General features: G+C 62.3%; 20 protein-coding genes. 6 read left to right on the top strand and 14 right to left on the bottom strand.

What is annotated here, in order from left to right; genetic code table 11:
• Nucleotides 1-5: 5 nt before the first annotated feature.
• From SAZ10_RS13310 to cpaB, 3 genes are all read right to left on the bottom strand, one after another.
• Complete coding sequence (locus SAZ10_RS13310; protein ID WP_318609720.1) at nucleotides 6-287, bottom strand: hypothetical protein; 282 nt, start codon at nucleotides 285-287, stop codon at nucleotides 6-8.
• Nucleotides 288-290: 3 nt separating this feature from the next.
• Nucleotides 291-1,670, bottom strand: coding sequence for a type II and III secretion system protein family protein (locus SAZ10_RS13305; RefSeq protein WP_318609719.1), 1,380 nt, complete (start codon nucleotides 1,668-1,670; stop codon nucleotides 291-293).
• Between the two features lie 77 nt (nucleotides 1,671-1,747).
• The gene (gene cpaB / locus SAZ10_RS13300; protein WP_318609718.1) at nucleotides 1,748-2,665 is read right to left on the bottom strand and encodes a Flp pilus assembly protein CpaB; all 918 of its coding nucleotides are present in this window, start codon (nucleotides 2,663-2,665) and stop codon (nucleotides 1,748-1,750) included.
• 239 nt (nucleotides 2,666-2,904) lie between these two features.
• On the opposite strand from cpaB, the gene parE reads away from it, so the two are divergent.
• Nucleotides 2,905-4,959, top strand: coding sequence for a DNA topoisomerase IV subunit B (gene parE / locus SAZ10_RS13295; RefSeq protein WP_318609717.1), 2,055 nt, complete (start codon nucleotides 2,905-2,907; stop codon nucleotides 4,957-4,959).
• Between the two features lie 80 nt (nucleotides 4,960-5,039).
• Nucleotides 5,040-5,894, top strand: coding sequence for an alpha/beta hydrolase (locus SAZ10_RS13290; protein ID WP_318609716.1), 855 nt, complete (start codon nucleotides 5,040-5,042; stop codon nucleotides 5,892-5,894).
• 2 nt (nucleotides 5,895-5,896) lie between these two features.
• Here SAZ10_RS13290 and SAZ10_RS13285 read toward each other — a convergent pair whose 3' ends face one another.
• From SAZ10_RS13285 to gatB, 5 genes are all read right to left on the bottom strand, one after another.
• On the bottom strand, nucleotides 5,897-6,316 hold the full coding sequence (locus SAZ10_RS13285; RefSeq protein WP_318609715.1) for a DUF2155 domain-containing protein: 420 nt from the start codon (nucleotides 6,314-6,316) through the stop codon (nucleotides 5,897-5,899).
• A 125-nt stretch (nucleotides 6,317-6,441) separates the two neighbouring features.
• Nucleotides 6,442-6,840, bottom strand: coding sequence for an NADH:ubiquinone oxidoreductase subunit NDUFA12 (locus tag SAZ10_RS13280; protein ID WP_318609714.1), 399 nt, complete (start codon nucleotides 6,838-6,840; stop codon nucleotides 6,442-6,444).
• 63 nt (nucleotides 6,841-6,903) lie between these two features.
• Complete coding sequence (locus SAZ10_RS13275) at nucleotides 6,904-7,362, bottom strand: GNAT family N-acetyltransferase (protein ID WP_412535225.1); 459 nt, start codon at nucleotides 7,360-7,362, stop codon at nucleotides 6,904-6,906.
• A gap of 43 nt (nucleotides 7,363-7,405) precedes the next feature.
• A complete protein-coding gene (locus SAZ10_RS13270) occupies nucleotides 7,406-7,906 on the bottom strand; it encodes a GNAT family N-acetyltransferase (RefSeq protein ID WP_318610116.1) in 501 nt (166 codons plus the stop codon).
• 2 nt (nucleotides 7,907-7,908) lie between these two features.
• Nucleotides 7,909-9,408 carry an Asp-tRNA(Asn)/Glu-tRNA(Gln) amidotransferase subunit GatB gene (gatB, locus tag SAZ10_RS13265; RefSeq protein WP_318609712.1) on the bottom strand — a complete coding sequence of 500 codons (1,500 nt, stop codon included), beginning with the start codon at nucleotides 9,406-9,408 and terminating at the stop codon, nucleotides 7,909-7,911.
• Between the two features lie 282 nt (nucleotides 9,409-9,690).
• Between gatB and SAZ10_RS13260 the strand changes: the two genes are divergently transcribed.
• Nucleotides 9,691-9,948 carry a YjhX family toxin gene (locus tag SAZ10_RS13260; protein ID WP_318609711.1) on the top strand — a complete coding sequence of 86 codons (258 nt, stop codon included), beginning with the start codon at nucleotides 9,691-9,693 and terminating at the stop codon, nucleotides 9,946-9,948.
• 41 nt (nucleotides 9,949-9,989) lie between these two features.
• On the opposite strand, the gene SAZ10_RS13255 is transcribed toward SAZ10_RS13260, so the two are convergent.
• The 5 genes from SAZ10_RS13255 to SAZ10_RS13235 form a co-directional block, all read right to left on the bottom strand.
• Nucleotides 9,990-10,421: a CBS domain-containing protein gene (locus SAZ10_RS13255; RefSeq protein WP_318609710.1), complete on the bottom strand. Its 432-nt coding sequence runs from the start codon at nucleotides 10,419-10,421 to the stop codon at nucleotides 9,990-9,992.
• A 141-nt stretch (nucleotides 10,422-10,562) separates the two neighbouring features.
• Nucleotides 10,563-11,681: an ABC transporter permease gene (locus SAZ10_RS13250; protein WP_318609709.1), complete on the bottom strand. Its 1,119-nt coding sequence runs from the start codon at nucleotides 11,679-11,681 to the stop codon at nucleotides 10,563-10,565.
• Complete coding sequence (locus tag SAZ10_RS13245) at nucleotides 11,681-12,382, bottom strand: ABC transporter ATP-binding protein (RefSeq protein ID WP_318609708.1); 702 nt, start codon at nucleotides 12,380-12,382, stop codon at nucleotides 11,681-11,683. The genes SAZ10_RS13250 and SAZ10_RS13245 overlap by 1 nt, the downstream gene beginning before the upstream one ends.
• Nucleotides 12,383-12,414: 32 nt before the next feature.
• Nucleotides 12,415-12,999, bottom strand: coding sequence for an ABC transporter substrate-binding protein (locus SAZ10_RS13240; protein WP_318609707.1), 585 nt, complete (start codon nucleotides 12,997-12,999; stop codon nucleotides 12,415-12,417).
• Nucleotides 13,000-13,183: 184 nt separating this feature from the next.
• Nucleotides 13,184-13,993: a rhomboid family intramembrane serine protease gene (locus SAZ10_RS13235; RefSeq protein WP_318609706.1), complete on the bottom strand. Its 810-nt coding sequence runs from the start codon at nucleotides 13,991-13,993 to the stop codon at nucleotides 13,184-13,186.
• A 365-nt stretch (nucleotides 13,994-14,358) separates the two neighbouring features.
• Between SAZ10_RS13235 and SAZ10_RS13230 the strand changes: the two genes are divergently transcribed.
• Together SAZ10_RS13230 and SAZ10_RS13225 are read left to right on the top strand one after the other, a co-directional pair.
• Nucleotides 14,359-14,988: a PAS domain-containing protein gene (locus SAZ10_RS13230; RefSeq protein WP_318609705.1), complete on the top strand. Its 630-nt coding sequence runs from the start codon at nucleotides 14,359-14,361 to the stop codon at nucleotides 14,986-14,988.
• Nucleotides 14,989-15,100: 112 nt separating this feature from the next.
• On the top strand, nucleotides 15,101-15,718 hold the full coding sequence (locus tag SAZ10_RS13225) for a PilZ domain-containing protein (RefSeq protein WP_318610114.1): 618 nt from the start codon (nucleotides 15,101-15,103) through the stop codon (nucleotides 15,716-15,718).
• A 119-nt stretch (nucleotides 15,719-15,837) separates the two neighbouring features.
• On the opposite strand, the gene SAZ10_RS13220 is transcribed toward SAZ10_RS13225, so the two are convergent.
• A complete protein-coding gene (locus SAZ10_RS13220) occupies nucleotides 15,838-16,722 on the bottom strand; it encodes a LysR family transcriptional regulator (protein ID WP_318609704.1) in 885 nt (294 codons plus the stop codon).
• A 108-nt stretch (nucleotides 16,723-16,830) separates the two neighbouring features.
• Here SAZ10_RS13220 and SAZ10_RS13215 point away from each other — a divergent pair, with 108 nt between their 5' ends.
• Complete coding sequence (locus tag SAZ10_RS13215) at nucleotides 16,831-17,370, top strand: VOC family protein (protein WP_318609703.1); 540 nt, start codon at nucleotides 16,831-16,833, stop codon at nucleotides 17,368-17,370.
• The last annotated feature ends 43 nt before the right edge of the window (nucleotides 17,371-17,413 follow it).

The raw sequence follows: 17,413 nt of genomic DNA, 5'->3' as shown, positions 1-17,413 counted from the left end.
TCCCGTCAGTTGCCCGATGAACCACTGTCGGCAGAGGCAGCGCTATAGCCGCCCGCAGAGGGACCGGGCGCGGCCCGGCCCGGCCTTTCTCCGCGGTCGGCGGGTACGACCAGGTTAGTGTTCTGCACCCCGTACTGCCACGGATCGACCATCTGTATTGCCGTGTTTGCGGCGAGCGCATTGCCGGCGCCCGGCGTCAGACCGTCCAGACGCTGGAAGGTCTCGTTGCAGCCAGCAAGCCCGCCGACAAGCACGGCGATACCTATGGGAAAGCCCAATCTCGGCATGTCCTATTCCTTCGGCAGATCGAGGAAGTGTCCGGACGTCGCAACGGGTCCCCCCGTGGTTACGCCGCTGGCGTAGGCGAGCGCGCCCCTGCCTCTCGCCCTTGTCTCCTCGACGCCCCCGAGGAAGTAGTCTGCCGCGCTTGCCGGATAGGTTCCGTCCGCCGGCGTACGCGGCTTCTTCGTCGGGTCCATAGGTTTCACGAGATAGGGCGTTATGATGATGACGAGATCGGTCTCGCGCCGCTGGTAGGCTTTGGAGCTGAATAGCGCGCCGAGCACGGGTATCCTGCCGAGCCCGGGAATCTGCTGCGCATTGAGGTTGTTCTGGGTCTGCAGCAGGCCGGCGATCATGAAACTCTGTCCGCTCTTGAGGTCGACGGAGGTGTGGGCTCGCCGCACGATGAATCCGGGGATCGAGATGTTGCCGATGTTGTAGGAGGCGGAGGTGTCGACAGACGAGACCTCCGGCTGGATTTCGAGGCTGATCAGCCCGTCATTCAGCACAGTTGGCGTGAAGTCGAGGCTGACGCCATACTTCTTGTAGTCCACTGTGATTTGGTTGTTTTCTTCCGCCACCGGTATCGGGAATTCGCCGCCGGCAAGGAAGCTCGCCGTCTCGCCCGATCGCGCAATCAAATTGGGCTCGGCCAGGCTGCGGGCGATGCCTCGATCTTCCAGCGCCTTGAGCGCGACATCGATGGCAAAGTTGCCGGAAAGCAGGCCGCCGAGGAGCGTCGCTGCTGGCGGCGATGTCGAGGCGGCCGGGTTGGAATTGAACGTGAAGCCTCCCCCTCCCGTGATGTAGCTTGCCGCGATCTTCGTGCCGAGCTCCTGGCCGGCCTGGCGGTTGATCTCGACGAAGCGGACGTTGAGCTGGACCTGCTGCGAGGAAGAGATCTTGACCGAATTGATGACCTTTTCCTCGCCGGAGAATTCGGAGGCGATCTTGGTCGCCTTTTCGGCGGCGAGCGCATCATTCGCCGAGCCGGACAATACCAGCCGGCCGTTTGCCGACTTCACCTCGATATCTGCCCCCGGAACCGTGTCGCGGATCGTGCTTGCCAGGCGATCGGTGTCGAGGGTCACCTCGATGTCGACGCTGCCGACCAGCTGCTTATTCTCGTCGAACAGCGCAATGCCCGTGGTGCCGAGATTGTTGCCCAGCACATAGAAGGAACGGTCGGTGAGCGGATTGACATTGGCGATCTCCGGATCGCCGATCACGATCTGGTAGAACGGGACGCTGGTCTTGATCGTCTTGGGCTTGCCCTTGGCGATCTTGAGCGAGCTCGTCCTGTTCGACGATATCTGAATGATATTGCCATCAGCGCTGGCCGAGACCGGCGGCAACGCAAGCAGCGTTGTCGCGACGATGGCGAGCATCGCTCGTCCGCAAAGTCTCAACTTCCTCTCACGCCCGCACATCATTGTCCCCTCGCCGATCCACCCACCCGGCATATTCATTCGTTCGGCGCCACCACCTGATAGGATTCAGCCTTGAGCCCGCGCGTGACGATCACGGTCTTGAACTTCGGTCCCTCGGGTTCCTTGATGATGGAGTCGGTCACGGTCACGGCGGCATTGGCGGCAGCCTCTGTAACCGAACCGCCGAAAGCGGAGATCGTCGTCAGTCCCTTTTCCGCTGCCATGCCTTCGCCGGCCGCCCTGAGCTGCAGCGACAGCGTGCCGATATTGCGGGCAAGCGCGATCTTGCCTGCCCCCTCGACCGTGACCTCGATGGTCACCGAGCTTGCGACCTGCGGCTCGATGTGCCGCTCGTCGGCACCCTGCCCCACGGAAAGCACCTTGGCGTTCTCGACAACGATCTCGGTGGCGATCGTCGAGCCCGCAGCGCCCTGAGCGTTCTTTTTTACTTCGTCGATCTCGCCCGCATCGCGCGTCAGCACGACGTCGACCCGGTCGCCAGGCGTGATGAACCCGCCGACGCCTGCGATCTCGTCGGTCTTGATGGCAACCGCCCGCATGCCGGGCGTGAGCAGGTTGGACAGCGAGGCGCGGCCGTTCGGTCCGGAGAGTTTGGCGAGAAGCACCGGCTCGTTCGCCTCGATCGGCGAGAGCACGACTCGGCTGCCTTCGGCCATCAGTGCATCGATTGTCGGCAATGCGCCCTGCGGCAATGCATCCTCAGGCCATGGAATTTCGACGAGTTTCGCGCGGTCGAGTTGCATGCCATAACGGAGCGGCTGAGAGGCAACCACGATCTTCTTGAATTCGACCTTCGGGCCGGCGGGTGCAGTGACTTCGATCGTCCGCGTTTGGACGCTCGCTTCACTTTTCAGCCAGAAATCGGCGGCAAAGATCGACACGGCGCCGAACACCGCGGCGATGCCGATCATCGTGATTGCCCTGTTTCTCACGCCCCGATGCCCCTGCCGGCTCTTCTTCTTTTTGCCAGACTGAGAAACTATCTATGAATCCTGAAAAATCCGGGTGCACGGTCCGGACAATTCACAAAATGCCGGTAACCTCCGGTTAATTATCAGGCGGATACGAACGACGATGCCGTCCTACATGAACGGATCGAGAACCTCTGTGCGAAGGGGGGCAAAGCGTGGCAGTATCCGCCGTGATTCGCAGTAGGCTTCGATAGGTATCAATGGACGACAGCAACGACCTCTTTTCGAAACTGGAAAAGACGACGCCGGCGCGCGGCCCATCGCGACCGGCCGACCCGATCGTTCAGTCGGCACGCCGTGCCGCCACGGTTAAGGACGGCAGCGAAAGTTACACCGCCTCCGACATCGAAGTGCTCGAAGGATTGGAGCCGGTGCGGCGCCGGCCGGGCATGTACATCGGCGGCACCGATGACAAGGCGCTGCACCATCTTTTCGCCGAGGTGATCGACAATTCCATGGACGAGGCGGTCGCCGGGCATGCGACCTTCATCGACGTCGAGCTTTCGGCCGACGGATTCTTAACCGTCACGGACAACGGCCGCGGCATTCCCGTGGAACCGCATCCGAAGTTCAAGAACAAGTCCGCGCTCGAAGTGATCATGACGACGCTTCATTCGGGCGGCAAGTTCGACTCCAAGGTCTACGAGACTTCCGGGGGCCTGCACGGCGTTGGCGTCTCGGTCGTCAATGCACTGTCGGATCACCTGGAAGTCGAGGTCGCGCGGGGCCGGCAGCTCTATCGCCAGCGTTTCTCGCGCGGGATTCCACTAGGGAAGCTGGAACACCTTGGCGAGGTGCACAACCGACGGGGCACCAGAACCCGGTTCCGCCCCGACGAACAGATTTTCGGCAAAGGGGCGACGTTCGACCCGGCGCGCCTCTACCGGATGACGCGCTCGAAAGCCTATCTGTTCGGCGGCGTCGAGATCCGCTGGTCGTGCGATCCCTCGCTCATCAAGGCGAACGATAAGACACCGACAAAGGCAGAATTCCACTTCCCCGGCGGGCTCAAGGATTACCTTGCTGCCACGCTCGGCGACGAGTTCCAGGTCACCCGTGAAATCTTCGCGGGAAAGAGCGAGAAGCAGGGCGGCCACGGTTCCCTCGAATGGGCGGTGACCTGGTACGGCGGCGATGGCTTCATCAATTCCTATTGCAACACGATCCCCACCGGCGACGGCGGTACGCACGAAACCGGCTTCCGAAATGCGCTGATGCGAGGGTTGAAGGCCTATGCCGAACTCACCGGCAACAAGCGCGCGGCCATCGTCACCTCCGAGGACGTGATGATCTCCGCGGCCGGCATGCTCTCCGTCTTCATCCGCGAGCCGGAATTCGTCGGCCAGACCAAGGACCGGCTTGCCACTGTCGAGGCACAGCGCATCGTCGAGACCGCGATCCGTGATCCCTTCGATCACTGGCTGGCCGACAACCCGCAAGAGGCCTCCAAGCTGCTGGACTGGGTGATCGCGCGCGCCGACGAGCGGGTGCGGCGGCGGCAGGAGAAGGAAGTCGCGCGCAAGAGCGCGGTGCGCAAGCTGCGCCTCCCAGGCAAGCTGGCCGACTGCACGCAGAATGCGGCGGCGGGAGCGGAAATCTTCATCGTCGAGGGAGACTCGGCCGGCGGCTCCGCCAAGCAGGCGCGCGACCGCGCCATGCAGGCCGTTCTGCCGCTGCGCGGCAAAATTCTGAACGTCGCCAGTGCCGGTCACGAGAAGCTCAGCGGCAACCAGCTGATCGGTGATCTGGTCCAGGCGCTCGGCTGCGGCACGCGCTCGAAATATCGCGAGGACGACCTCCGCTACGACCGCGTCATCATCATGACCGATGCCGACGTCGACGGGGCGCACATAGCGTCGCTGCTCATCACCTTCTTTTTCCAGGAGATGCCCGAGCTGATCAAAGGAGGACATCTCTATCTGGCCGTGCCGCCACTCTACCGCATCAGCCAGGGCGGGAAGGTTCTCTACGCGCGCGACGACGCGCACAAGGACGAACTGCTGAGAAAAGAGTTTACCGGCCGCGGCAAGGTCGAGATCGGGCGCTTCAAGGGCCTTGGCGAGATGATGGCCGCGCAGCTCAAGGAAACGACCATGGACCCGAAGAAGCGTACGTTGCTGCGCGTTGAGGTCCTGGACGACACGGAGATCACAAAGTCCTCGGTCGAGGCGCTGATGGGAACGAAGCCGGAAGCTCGCTTCCGCTTCATCCAGGAACGCGCCGAGTTCGCGCAGGCCGAAGCGCTGGATATCTAGCGCATCGGAGTGAAAGATGCGCGGCGTTTTCGGATAATCCGATGCGCAAACAAAGAGATGGAGCGGCGTAGCGATCCAAATTGCTTGCACGCCGCTCCAGAGGCGGAGCAGCCGCGATCTGGAATATCCTGAAAGCGCTCCTGATCGTCGTCGCCATCGCCTATGCGTTGGCCGTGGCGGTCATGTATTTCGCGCAGCGCACCCTGCTCTATCCGGGAGCATTGAATGCCGCAGCTGCATTGCCCGCAATAGCGCCGTGGGGTTCGCGCGCGACCATAGCGACGCCGGACGGAGAGAGGCTTGCCGCACTCTATATTGCCGCAGCCAAGCAGCGGCCCACGGTTCTGCTTTTTCCAGGCAATGGCGACGACATCGCCAGTTACGGTTTTCTCGGCGACTGGCTGTCCGCGCACGGGTACGGTTTGCTGGCAATATCCTATCGCGGCTATCCGGGGTCGACGGGATCACCGACCGAAGCCGGTCTGCTGACGGATGGACTTGCCGCTTTCGACTGGCTCGCAGCTCGAGATCCCTCATCACCGATCGTCATCCTGGGTCGCTCGCTGGGTACCGGAGTCGCAATCAACACGGCCGCGGAGCGCCACCCTGCAGCGGTAGTGCTGGTTTCCGCTTATCAATCGATCGTGGCGCTGGCGCGCGCCATGTACCCATTCCTCCCGGTCGGTGCGCTGATGAAAGACAGCTTTCGCTCCGACCTCAGGATCGCCCGGGTCACTGAGCCGAAGCTGTTTCTTCATGGCGATCTCGACAACTCGGTCCCGTTGAGCTCCGGCAAGGCCCTGTTCAATGCAGCGCCGGAGCCCAAGGAGTTCAGAATCCTGCACGGCTATGGCCACAACGACATCTGGAGCCAGGCGCTGTTCGAGGAGATGGTCGCCTTCATCGATTCGGCAACCTCACATGCGCCGGACTGACTTCAGTTCGTTTTGGGCGTCTCGGGCGGCGGCACGTCGGACTTCTGCTTGCAGGCCTTCAGCCAAACATCATAGACGGCATGCTCGACGGCATTGAGACCCGGACTTTCGGCGAACATCCAGCCGGTGAAGATGCGGCGAATCTTGCGGTCGAGCGTGATCTCGTCGACCTCGACGAAGGAATCGGTCTTGGGCTCCTGGTCCTGGGGCGCCGAATAGCAGACGCGCGGCGTCACCTGCAGCGCGCCGAATTGCACCGTCTCGTTGATGTAGACGTCGAAAGTGATGATGCGGCCGGTGATCTTGTCGATACCGGTGAACTCGGCGACCGGATTGCTGATACGTTCGGCCGCTGTTGCTGACGTGGCGGCAAGAAGCCCGGCGGCAAGCAAGGCGGCGCGGGCAAATTTCGTCTTGGTCATCCGGCTACCGGTAAAGATCCCCGTCATTCCCACGAGCAAGCCGGCATGTGGAACGTTTGCCGGCGCGTGGCGCGTATCATCAAGCGGGTACTTTGCGATTGTGGCGAGAAATGTCCGGCCGGCGTTCAACCGCCCGGCGTCCAGGCATCGTAGTCGCCGGTCACCCGCGGACGCTTCTCGTTGCCGAGCACCGAACCCTTCGGCCGGTATGCTTTGGCCGTCCCGGTCAAATTCGGCCGATGCGGCTTCTGCCATTCGCGCGCCTTGTAGTTTTCCTTTGAAGGCGGCGTGTCGACGCGATGGTGCATCCACCCATGCCAGCCAGGCGGAATTGCGGAGGCTTCCGAATAGCCGTTGTAAATCACCCAGCGCCGCGTGCGGCCTTCCGAATCCGTGCCTCCCTGGTAATACAGGTTGCCGAACTCGTCCTCGCCGACAGGCGTCCCGTACCGCCAGGTATGGAAGCGCGTGCCCAGCGTCTGACCGTTCCACCATGTGAAAAACTGCAGCAGAAACTTCTTCATCGTGGTCCTCGTCGCCTGCGAGCCTTATGGCGTCGCCGGCGAACAAAAACAAGTGCGATGCGGCTAGTCGAACCTCATCTTGAAGCCGACATGGCTCTTCACAAAGCCGAGACGCTCGTAAAAGCGGTGCGCGTCGACGCGTTTGGCATTTGAGGTCAGCTGCACAAGGCGTACCCCGGCGCGGCGCGCCTCCTCGATCGCAAAACGCATCATCGCAGCGCCCACGCCCTTGCCACGGGCCTTGGCCCGGACATGCACGGCCTCGATCGTCATGTCGGGCCGTCCGTGCAGGTTCATAACCGTGATCAGCGTCGTCTGAAAGGTGCCGACCACCTCGCCCTCCAACTCGGCAACGTAGAGCCGATCATTGGGGCTCGCCGCAATCCGCGCGAAGGCCGCCAGATAGCGGGGTCGTGCGGCTTCGTCGGTGGTGTTGCCGTGTCCGCCGACGGTATCATCGGCCAGGCACTCGACGATCCCGTCGATGTCCCCCTCACAGGCTTCGCGGATCAGCAGTTCCATCAGCTCGGCGGCCACGGCCTCTCAGTCCCGATTCTTCGTGATCTCAGTGCCAAGCGCCGAGCGGCCGCTCGAAAACGAGCGCCGGAATGCCGGAACCTGCTACGCCGCAATGGCCGGTGCGGCCGGCCTCCGCGAATCCATATGCCTTGTAGAAGGCGATGGCCCGGTCGTTCGCCTCCTCGACCTCGAGCCTTATCATTTCAGCGTCGGGGAAGCAGTCCAGAATTTCGTCGAGCAGCATCCCGCCAATGCCGCGACCCTGAAATCCGGGGCGGACATAGAGTTGGTAAAGCTTCACGACCTTTCCATCAGAATCGGCTGCCGCGAAAGCCATGGCCGATATCTCTTTGCCATCGTCAGCCACGAGAAACTCGGAATGGGGCTTGGTCAGCCGACTGCCGAGAGAAGCGATGGAGTGCCAGTCGTTCGTGATCGCCGTCACGCGTTCCACACCGTAGATGTGATCATAAGTGGCGTGCCACGTCTCGACGAGAAGCTCGCGCACGGCAGCGAGGTCGCGTTCGCTGGCTGTGCGCACGAACATCGTCATTGGATTCCGAGCTTCGCCTTGACCAGCTCGTTGACCGACTGCGGGTTGGCCTTGCCGGCGGTCGCCTTCATGACCTGCCCGACGAACCAGCCGGCAAGCGTTGGCTTCGCCTTGGCCTGCTCGACCTTGTCCGGGTTGGCCGCGATCACGTCGTCGACAGCCTTCTCGATCGCCCCCGTATCGGTGACCTGCTTCATGCCGTGAGTCTCGACGATCACACGTGGGTCGCCGCCCTCTTTCCAGACGATTTCGAACAGATCCTTGGCGATCTTGCCGGAAATCACGCCTTCCTTGATGAGATCGATGATCGTGCCAAGCTGAGCCGGCGAAACGGGCGAATCTTCAATGACATGGCCCGCTTTGTTCAAAGCGCCGAGCAGGTCGTTGATGACCCAGTTCGCGGCCATTTTGCCGTCCCGGCCCTCCGCCACCTGCTCGAAATAGTCGGCTATTGACTTCTCGGACACGAGCACGGACGCGTCATAGGCTGAAAGTCCGAGGCTCTCGACAAGCCGCATCCTCTTTTGGTCGGGAAGCTCGGGCAGATGGACAGCGAGCGCGTCGACATAGGCCTGGTCGAATTCAAGCGGCAGCAGATCCGGATCAGGGAAATAGCGGTAGTCATGCGCCTCTTCCTTGGTGCGCATCGACCGCGTCTCACCCTTGTTGGGATCGAACAGCCGTGTCTCCTGCTCGACCTTGCCGCCATCCTCGATGAGGGCGATCTGGCGCCGCGCCTCGTATTCGATCGCCTGACCGACGAAGCGGATCGAGTTGACGTTCTTGATCTCGCAGCGCGTGCCGAACTGCCCTCCCGGTCGCCGCACGGACACGTTCACGTCGGCGCGCATCGAGCCCTCGTCCATGTTGCCATCGCAGGTGCCGAGATAGCGCACGATGGTGCGCAGCTTGGTCAGATAGGCCTTGGCCTCCTCCGAAGAGCGCATGTCGGGCTTCGACACGATCTCCATCAGCGCCACGCCGGAACGGTTCAAATCCACATAGGACATCGTCGGGTGCTGATCGTGGAGCGACTTGCCGGCATCCTGCTCGAGGTGCAGGCGCTCGATGCCGACCTCGATGTCCTCGAACTTGCCCTCGCGATCCGGGCCGACCGAGACGATTATCGTTCCCTCGCCCACGATCGGCTGCTTGTACTGGGATATCTGATAGCCCTGCGGCAGATCCGGATAGAAGTAGTTCTTGCGGTCGAAAACCGACTTCAGGTTGATCTTGGCCTTCAGCCCCAGCCCCGTGCGGATCGCCTGCTTGACGCATTCCTCGTTGATGACCGGCAGCATGCCGGGCATAGCCGCATCGACCAGGCTGACATTGGCGTTGGGGGCCGCGCCGAACGCTGTCGAGGCGCCGGAGAAGAGCTTGGCCTCGGACTTCACCTGCGCATGCACCTCCATGCCGACGATCACCTCCCAGTCGCCGGTGGCGCCGGGGATAAAGCGTTTCGGTTCTGGCGTGCGAGTGTCGATGATGGTCATGAAGCGTCCGTCTGCGATCTCTCAGGTTTGCCGGGCGCTGGTGCCCGGCAAACCCAACACAGTCCGCTAGATCAAACGCTGCGCTGTTGCAACCGCTCTCGCGTTCATCAACTGCCTGTGCTATGGCGCAGGCATCCCGCTGGAGTGTGGATGTTCAACTCGTCTGAATCCCGTTGAAGCCCTGATCGTCGAGATCAGGGCCTGAAAACCTGAACCGCCGCACCGAGCCTTCGGTTGCGGCTTTCTCCGTTGGCCGCAGGCCAGGTTTTCACGGGAACTTCAATGGACATATCGCGCACAGAACAGCGCATTCTGCACCTGCTCGCCCAAGGCGGTCGGATCGAAGTCAAGAAAGACGACCGCAGGCGCATCATCACCGTCGACTGCCTCACGCGCGACGGCTGGCGCTTTCAGGGAATCGACCTCGACCTGTTCAGGAAATTGAAGAGGAAGAAGGCGGTCGCCTCCTCGAACAGCGGCCCCTACCGCATCACGCGGCGAGGGCTGGAGCTCGTCCGTTCCGAACTGGACAACCGCTGACACAAAGCCGCCGCCCCGGATTGTCGGAGCGGCGGCTCCTCTTATGCGGTTGCGATATACTGCTTGATGTCTTCCGCCTCGCGCTCGACCTCCTCGATGCGCTTTTTCACAACGTCGCCGATCGAGATGATGCCGTCGAGCTGGCCGTTTTTTTCGACGGGCAGATGCCGGAACCGGCCCTCAGTCATGATTTCCATGACCTGGTTGATCGTGTGGTTTTCGTTGCAGATGTTGACCTTGGCCGTCATCGCCTGTCGAACGCTCTGGTCCAGCGCCGACGCGCCGTGCTTTGCCAGCACCCTGACGATATCGCGCTCCGAAAGGATGCCTATCACCTTGCGATCGCCATTGGTGACTACGAGCGCGCCGATCTTGTGATCGGTAAGTTGCTTGATCGCCTGGGCGAGAGTCTGGTTGGGTCCGATCGTGTGGACGTCGCGTCCCTTGCCTTCCAGAATGGCTTTGACGTTCATCGTTTCCTCCAAGTGATATTGCGCCCCTCCCCTCGGCGCGGGAATCTGTCGCCCCGATACCGGAGCGTCTTTACCACCCTGAAATACATGGTGCGCCGCTGCAGCCGCCATTTCAAGCCCGACCTGGATAGAGGCCTGGACTCAGGCGCGCCTCAATGCGTCGGCCGGCGTCATCGAGACGGCTCTCCAGGCGGGATAGAGTGATCCGAGCACGGAAAGCAGCAACGCTCCCGCTACGCTGGGCGCTACGATGCCGAACGAAGGCTGGAATGCGAGATACCTGCCGACAACGGGCAGGAAGTTGAAGAAAGAGCAGGCAAAAAAACCGAGTGGCACGCCGACAGCACAGCCGGCGAGGCCGGTGAGGACGCCTTCGAGCATGATCGTTCCCACGATGCGCCGATCGCTCCAACCGATCGCCATCATGATGCCGGTCTCCCGCGTCCTCTCCTGTACCGCCATAAGAAGCACGTTGAGCACGCTGATGCCCGCCGTCGTCAGCGCGATCACGGAGATCACCAGCGATACGGCGCGCAGCACCTCGACATTGCGGTCATGCGAGAAGAGCTGGTCCGTCGGGGCAACGCTGAACGGGCCGAGCGCCTCGATCTTGTTCCTAATGGCGTCCCGGCCCTCGGCACCGATGCCAGGTTGGAGCGCGAGGTAGAACAGCGTCACCTGGTCGGCACGAAAGGCAAGCTCCTGCAGATCCTGCAGCCTGAGGTAGATGACGCCACGATTGATGGCTGTCTTATAGCCCGCGACGCCGACGATCCTCATGCTGTGGTCGAAGATCGTCACATCCTGACCGACCCCCTTGTTCAGCGCCTTGGCAACATTATCGCCGAGCACCACGACATAGCGCTCGCCCTTCTCGGGCAACCGTCCGGCGGCAAGCGGCATGGATGGCCAGAAATAGCTGGAATCAGCCATGCCGACTGCAAGGAATTGGTTTTCATTGTCGACCGGCGCGAACATGGCGAGCTCGCCGGCGACGCCCGCTACACCCGGCACTGCTGCGATCGCCTTTTCGAGGCTGGCCGGCACGAAGCCGCCGAACAGGTCGGCGGCACCGCGCTGGGAGACGGTCAGTTCGGCGCCCCGCTCGAGCGAGCTCTCGCCCGTCGTTCTCTCGATGCTCCGCGACAGGGCGAGCAGCGCAAGCGCGGTCGCGACAGCGAGCGCAATGCCGAGCACCAGCAGGACCGTCCGCGCCGGGCGGCGTAGCAAGTTGCGCCAGGCGAGCATCGCGAGTGTCATCAGCGCGCCTCCTGGGTCCCCCTACCGGCATCGACAATGCGGCCGTCCTTGATTCGGACGACAGTGTCGGCGAGCGAAGCGATCGCCTCATCATGGGTGACAAGCACGAGCGTCATCCCGGCTCTGCGGCGCAACGCGAACAGGAGCTCCAGGACGGCCTCGGTACTGCGGCTGTCCAGATTGCCGGTCGGCTCGTCCGCCAGCAGAAGTTCCGGCCCGTTGGCGATGCTGCGGGCAATCGCGACGCGCTGCCTCTCGCCGCCTGACAGCGCGAAGGGCAAATGCTTAAGGCGGCCGCTCAAACCTACCTGATCGAGGAGTTCGGCTGCGCGGCTGCGCCGCGTGCTTGCAGAGAGGCCGGTGCCGCTCATCGCGATCTCGACATTTTCGAGTGCGGACAGCGTCGGCAACAGCAGGAACTCCTGAAATACGATGCCGATCTTCTCTCGCCTGAGCGCGGTCCAGGAATGCCTGTCCACGACCTCCCTGCCCTGCCACAGAACGCGACCCGCCGTCGGCCAGTCGAACCCCGCCATGATGTGGACGAGGGTGCTCTTGCCGCTGCCGCTCGCGCCGACGATCGAAACGAAGGCACCACGCTCGACTGCCAGGTTGATCGCGCTCAGCGCGACAAGCGAGCCCCCGTCGTAGGTCCGGCTGACATTGCTCAGCGCAACCAACGGCGCCGTGGTGTCGTCCAAGCTTCCCTCAGAGCGCGGGCGCAACGCTGTCGCTACCCGCCGACAGATCTTATCAGTGCGGCAACATCGCCGTCGGTCCTTTTCAGCACCTCCTTGGCGTCCCGTCGGGCGGAGGCCGCAAGGCTTCTGCCGTCGACCGTCATGTCGACCGCCTTGAGCATGCCGCCGGCACTTCTGTGCACTTCCCAGATCACCGTCCGGCCCGCTCCCTTCGACTGCCTTACGGCGACGAGCCGATCGCCGCTTTCGCCGACGCGAACGCCGACGATCTCGACTATATTCCCAGCAATTTCATTGCCGTGAGAGGTGCAGTCCGAGACCGCTCTTTTCGTCAACCCGCGGGAATAGGCCGTACGCTGGTTGCCGCTCATGTGCGGCCAGGCTTCTTCGGCGATCGACGGAGCCATCGCGTCGATGTCGAAGGCCTGCTTGACCAGAATCGCGCAAGCAGTGCGGATCGCTTCACGGTCGCCAGGGGCGACCGGCGCGATCACTGCGTTGATGCGATTGACGAAGGCTGTCGTCGCCCGGTCTGCCTCGACCGCAAGGGCGGCCGATACCGGCAGAGAAAGAAGCGCGACGATGAGGCCGCTGATCGGCCGTTTGGTTGTCGGCATGCGAACTCCAAACTCCCGCATGCACATCATAGCTGCAAGAGCCCGTTCGGTCTTTCAAATTGCAATACGAGGGGACACATCCGGCGGACCAGTGAGCAAAGCCCAGCGAGCCGACTATCGCTTGTTGCGAAGGATGCTCGCCCAAGACGACCGCGTCATTCCTCACCGCCGATCCGTGATGGGCTCAACTCGGCCTGTCTTGCCCGTCCGGCTCGGCTGCCTGATCGGGTGGATCCAGAGGTGGAATATTCTCTTCCTCCGGTCTGTCGATCCAGTTGATGCCGAAGAAGCCGGCAAGAAAGCCGCCGATATGGGCTTCCCAGGCGATCTGACCCTCGATGCCGGGAGCGAAGCTGATCATTCCCGTCGCGAGGTTGATCAGCATCCATATCGCAAGGAATGTAACGACCCCGCGCGATCGCAGGCAGGCAGCGACCGGCAGGACCGCGCCATGGAACGCGGCTTTCCCATGGCTGCGGTCGATCTTGAAGCCAAACCGGGCGGCCGCCCCCATCATCCCGGAGATCGCCCCAGAGGCACCGACGACCGGCGACTGGTCGTGCCAATGCAGGACAAAGTGCAGCGCTACGGCGCTGATCGACGTCAGCGCCCAGAATAGCAGGAACCTCGTCGTCCGCAGCCGATTGGCAAGCGGCGAGCCGAAGGCGGCAAGCCAGATCATGTTGACCGCCAGATGCGCCACAGAACCGTGCAGAAAAGCATAGGTGAGCGGCGAGGTGAGGACAGTGAACGGCCAGGTGAAGGCCGCGATGTCGAGATCGAGCTGTCCGCTGTAGCGGGCAGGAATGAAGGCTGCGTTGGCCATCAACAAGAGATAGCCGCGCTCGGAAAGGAAATAGGCATCGGCGACATAGACGATCACGCAGATGCCGATGAGACAGAGCACCACCGGAGGCAGGTTGAACACCGGCTCGCGAGGTGCGTTTTCCTGGTCGCGCGATTCGTCGCTGCGGCTGCTGTGTGATTCGCTCATTCGGGGGGTTCCATCTGCTTCCCCGCATTTAACGCCGAAGGCAGCAGGCGGCAAAAGAAAAGCCGTCCAAGGTTGCCCTTGGACGGCCCGGTCGAGCCCCACTCTCCCGAAAAACCCTTTGACTACAGTGCCTTCCGGCCCGTCCGCCGGAAAACGCCGTGGAGTAAGAGCGGTGTGCCATGTTCAACTTGCCAGTGCAATCGAAACCATTCCTTAACCTTAACGGTTCCGACCGGTGAACAAGAAAGTGAACCGGGATGGCGATACTGGCACGCCTCGTGCTGGGCAATCCATACAGGCCGTCGAGGGGCGCCCTTCTGTCCACCGATGGCACACGGGCAGGCAGATCGTGCGGAGCATGCATCATGAAGTTGGACGGATCGATCGCATTGTTCCAATATTGGAACAGGTTGCGCGCGGGACGGCCCGCACCGAAACGAAGTGAAATCGAACCTGCGGATATCAAGACGCTGCTTGCCGACACCTTCATCCTGGAGAAGGACGCTCGCGGCGAAGCCGTGTTCCGGCTTGCCGGCACGCGCCTTTGTGCGACCTATGGGCGTGAGCTCAAGGGCTTCACGTTCGCCTCGCTGTGGAAGGAGAAGGATCAGCGCATGGTCCAACGCCTCGCCTATGGCGCCTTCGACGCGAAGTCGGTCGTCGTGATCCGTTACCGCGGCATGAGCCGGGCCGGTCGTTTCATAGATTTCGAGCTGATTATGTTGCCGCTCGATGGCGGCTTCGAGCACCCGCGCTGCCTGGGCGTCGTGTCGAGCTTCGAAAAGCCGTTCTGGCTGGGGGCCGACGCCATCATCGAATCTGCAATCGACACGGTCCGCGTCATCGATCCAGATCGGGAACCCTTCTTCCTCGGCAACCGCCCGGCGATCGCTGTCCCGCCGCTGGCACCGAGCCAGATCGCTCTCACACAGGGACCGAGCAGGGGCCGGCGGATTCGCCATCTGATCGTGCTCGAGGGCGGCCGGGAGAATTAACTTCGGGTGCAGCCGCAGCCGCTCGGCTTACCCGTTGTTAACCCGTTTCGCCTTATTTTTCGCGTAAGTTCCTCACAATTGCGCGATCCGATCGAACAGGGCGATGGCAGGCATAAGATCAGCGGCGATGGATCACGCGCCATCCTGGGCGGAAAAGCGGAATTTTCAGCGCGTACGCGTGAAAATTTACGGCCGCTTCATGCTGGAGGATCGGACCGAGCATCCTTGCCAGGTGACTGACATGTCGCCCGGCAACGTGGCGTTGCGCGCCGATCGCATCGGCGAGCCCGGCGAGAAGGTGATAGCCTATCTCGATCACATCGGCCGCATCGAGGGCGTCATCACCCGCACGCTGGAAGACGGCTTTGCGATGACTGTCATCGCGTCGGAGCGCAAAAGAGACAAGCTCGCCGCACAGCTTACATGGCTTGCCAATAAGCACGAGCTCGATCTGCCCGAAGATCGCCGTCACGAGCGCGTTGCGCCCCGCAACCCGATGACCGTGCTCAGGCTTGCCGACGGACGGCAATATCAATGCCGCATCATCGACTTGTCACTCTCCGGAGCGGCCGTCGAAATCGACGTCAAGCCCGCGCTCGGCGTGCAGGTGATGCTCGGCACCATGCGCGGCCAGGTCGTGCGTCATTTCGAAGACGGCGTAGCGATCGAGTTCGCAGTCGTGCAGATGCCAGAGACGCTCGACGCCGAGTTCAACGACCTGCGCGGCTAGCGCGTCACACCACCCCTCACCTTCCACCACTGCCTTCCGTCAGGGCTGGGCCCAACCAGCTCGACTTCAGTCGTTTGCACACATCCGTGCCCACACCGGTGTCATTTCACAGACCTGCCTTAGGGATGAAGCCCCAGGCGCTTGACGGTAGAAACAGCGAAATCCATGAACTCCCTGACCCGTTCGGGCACGAATTTTTGTGCCGGGTAGGCAAAGTAGAGGCCGGTAAAGGGCGAGCGCAGATCGGGGAGCACCCGCACTAGATTGAGCTGATGGGCGAGATAGCCGGGTAGGAAGCTGATCCCCATCCCCATCGCCACAAGCGCCCTGACCGTCAGCAGATCGTCGCAGGCGAGTCCGCCCGACAGGTCGATGCCGATCTTCTTGTCGCCCATCAGCATCGGCAGCGGTCGCGCCCATGGCTTGCTGATGGCGATGAGATCGTGGTGTTTGAGGTCGTCCAATGAGGCGGGCATGCCCCGGCGGTCGAGGTAGGACTGACAAGCAAACAGTCCCGACGGACCTGTCACGAACGCTCGCGAGATCAAGCTTGAATCACGCAGAGGGCCGACGCGTACGGCGAGGTCGAGGCCCTCAGCGACGAGGTCGGCAACGCGGTCGGTGACGACGAGATCAACGGCAACCGCCGGATAAGAAATACGGAAGGCGGCAATGACAGGCGGTAGAAGCGTCTGGGCAATGTCTACTGACGCCGTCAGCCGAAGCTGTCCGCCCATCCCCACCACCTCTGCGCGAAGCTCAGCTTCGACGGTCTCGATTTCTCGCAGCGCGGCTCGGCATCGCTCGAAATAGGCCTGACCCTCAGGAGTTGCGCGCAGCATTCTGGTCGTGCGCTGGATCAATGTGAACCCGAGCCGTCGTTCCAGGGCCGCTACCTTGGCACTCACCGTCGTTGCAGGCATGCCAAGACGTCGCGCCGCGCCGGCAAAGCTCCCCGCCTCAGGACGTTGATGAAGACGCTGATCTCGTCGATGCGCATTCACGACATTATGCAGAAAACGGGATGATCATTCCAGTCATCTCACATTTTCCGGGCAATGCGTTTGCGCGATACTCCGCTCGTGGAAATCGCCTGCAAAGGAGCGGAGGCCATGAACGACCAGCAGATCAATGCCAATGACGCCGCCAGTATCGCAGACAACTATAACATCGACCCGCGCGTTCGGGTCGGTCACGTCCATCTCAAGGTCGCCGACATCGAGCGATCGCTGGCCTTCTATTGCGGCGTCCTCGGCTTCGGCGTCAACATTTCGATTGGTAAGGAGGCCGTCTTTCTCGCCGCGGGCGGTTATCACCATCATCTGGCGCTTAACACTTGGGAAAGCCGCGGCGGTGCCGCGCCTCCCGCGGGCACGACGGGCCTACACCACGTAGCCTTTCTCTATCCGACACGGGCTGCCCTGGCGGCTGCGCTGCGTCGCCTGCGAGCGGCGGGAGTGGCGCTCACCGGCGCGAACGACCATGGTGGCTCGGAGGCGATATATGTGCGCGATCCTGACGGCAACGGGGTAGAACTCTATTGGGATCGCCCGGAACCGGAATGGCCGCGCAACCCGGACGGCACGCTAAAGCTGATCAGCAAGCCGCTCGACGTGGACAATCTGGCCCGCGAGGGAGCGCCCGACCGCTGAGCGGGCGCCGCCATGGCAGGCTTGGACTCGCAGGACTCACTGC

Source organism: Mesorhizobium sp. BAC0120 (assembly GCF_033542235.1).
Lineage (GTDB): Bacteria > Pseudomonadota > Alphaproteobacteria > Rhizobiales > Rhizobiaceae > JAWRCU01.
The sequence above is the reverse complement of the archived record's forward strand: the minus strand, read 5'-3'. Positions and strand labels throughout refer to the sequence as shown.

Coding starts and splice junctions, on each gene's coding strand:
- SAZ10_RS13310 (WP_318609720.1), bottom strand. CDS start 287: ATGCCGAGATTGGGCTTTCCCATAGGTATCGCCGTGCTTGTCGGCGGG.
- SAZ10_RS13305 (WP_318609719.1), bottom strand. CDS start 1,670: ATGCTCGCCATCGTCGCGACAACGCTGCTTGCGTTGCCGCCGGTCTCG.
- parE (WP_318609717.1), top strand. CDS start 2,905: ATGGACGACAGCAACGACCTCTTTTCGAAACTGGAAAAGACGACGCCG.
- SAZ10_RS13285 (WP_318609715.1), bottom strand. CDS start 6,316: ATGACCAAGACGAAATTTGCCCGCGCCGCCTTGCTTGCCGCCGGGCTT.
- SAZ10_RS13280 (WP_318609714.1), bottom strand. CDS start 6,840: ATGAAGAAGTTTCTGCTGCAGTTTTTCACATGGTGGAACGGTCAGACG.
- SAZ10_RS13275 (WP_412535225.1), bottom strand. CDS start 7,362: ATGGAACTGCTGATCCGCGAAGCCTGTGAGGGGGACATCGACGGGATC.
- SAZ10_RS13270 (WP_318610116.1), bottom strand. CDS start 7,906: ATGTTCGTGCGCACAGCCAGCGAACGCGACCTCGCTGCCGTGCGCGAG.
- gatB (WP_318609712.1), bottom strand. CDS start 9,408: ATGACCATCATCGACACTCGCACGCCAGAACCGAAACGCTTTATCCCC.
- SAZ10_RS13260 (WP_318609711.1), top strand. CDS start 9,691: ATGGACATATCGCGCACAGAACAGCGCATTCTGCACCTGCTCGCCCAA.
- SAZ10_RS13255 (WP_318609710.1), bottom strand. CDS start 10,421: ATGAACGTCAAAGCCATTCTGGAAGGCAAGGGACGCGACGTCCACACG.
- SAZ10_RS13250 (WP_318609709.1), bottom strand. CDS start 11,681: ATGACACTCGCGATGCTCGCCTGGCGCAACTTGCTACGCCGCCCGGCG.
- SAZ10_RS13240 (WP_318609707.1), bottom strand. CDS start 12,999: ATGCCGACAACCAAACGGCCGATCAGCGGCCTCATCGTCGCGCTTCTT.
- SAZ10_RS13235 (WP_318609706.1), bottom strand. CDS start 13,993: ATGAGCGAATCACACAGCAGCCGCAGCGACGAATCGCGCGACCAGGAA.
- SAZ10_RS13230 (WP_318609705.1), top strand. CDS start 14,359: ATGAAGTTGGACGGATCGATCGCATTGTTCCAATATTGGAACAGGTTG.
- SAZ10_RS13215 (WP_318609703.1), top strand. CDS start 16,831: ATGAACGACCAGCAGATCAATGCCAATGACGCCGCCAGTATCGCAGAC.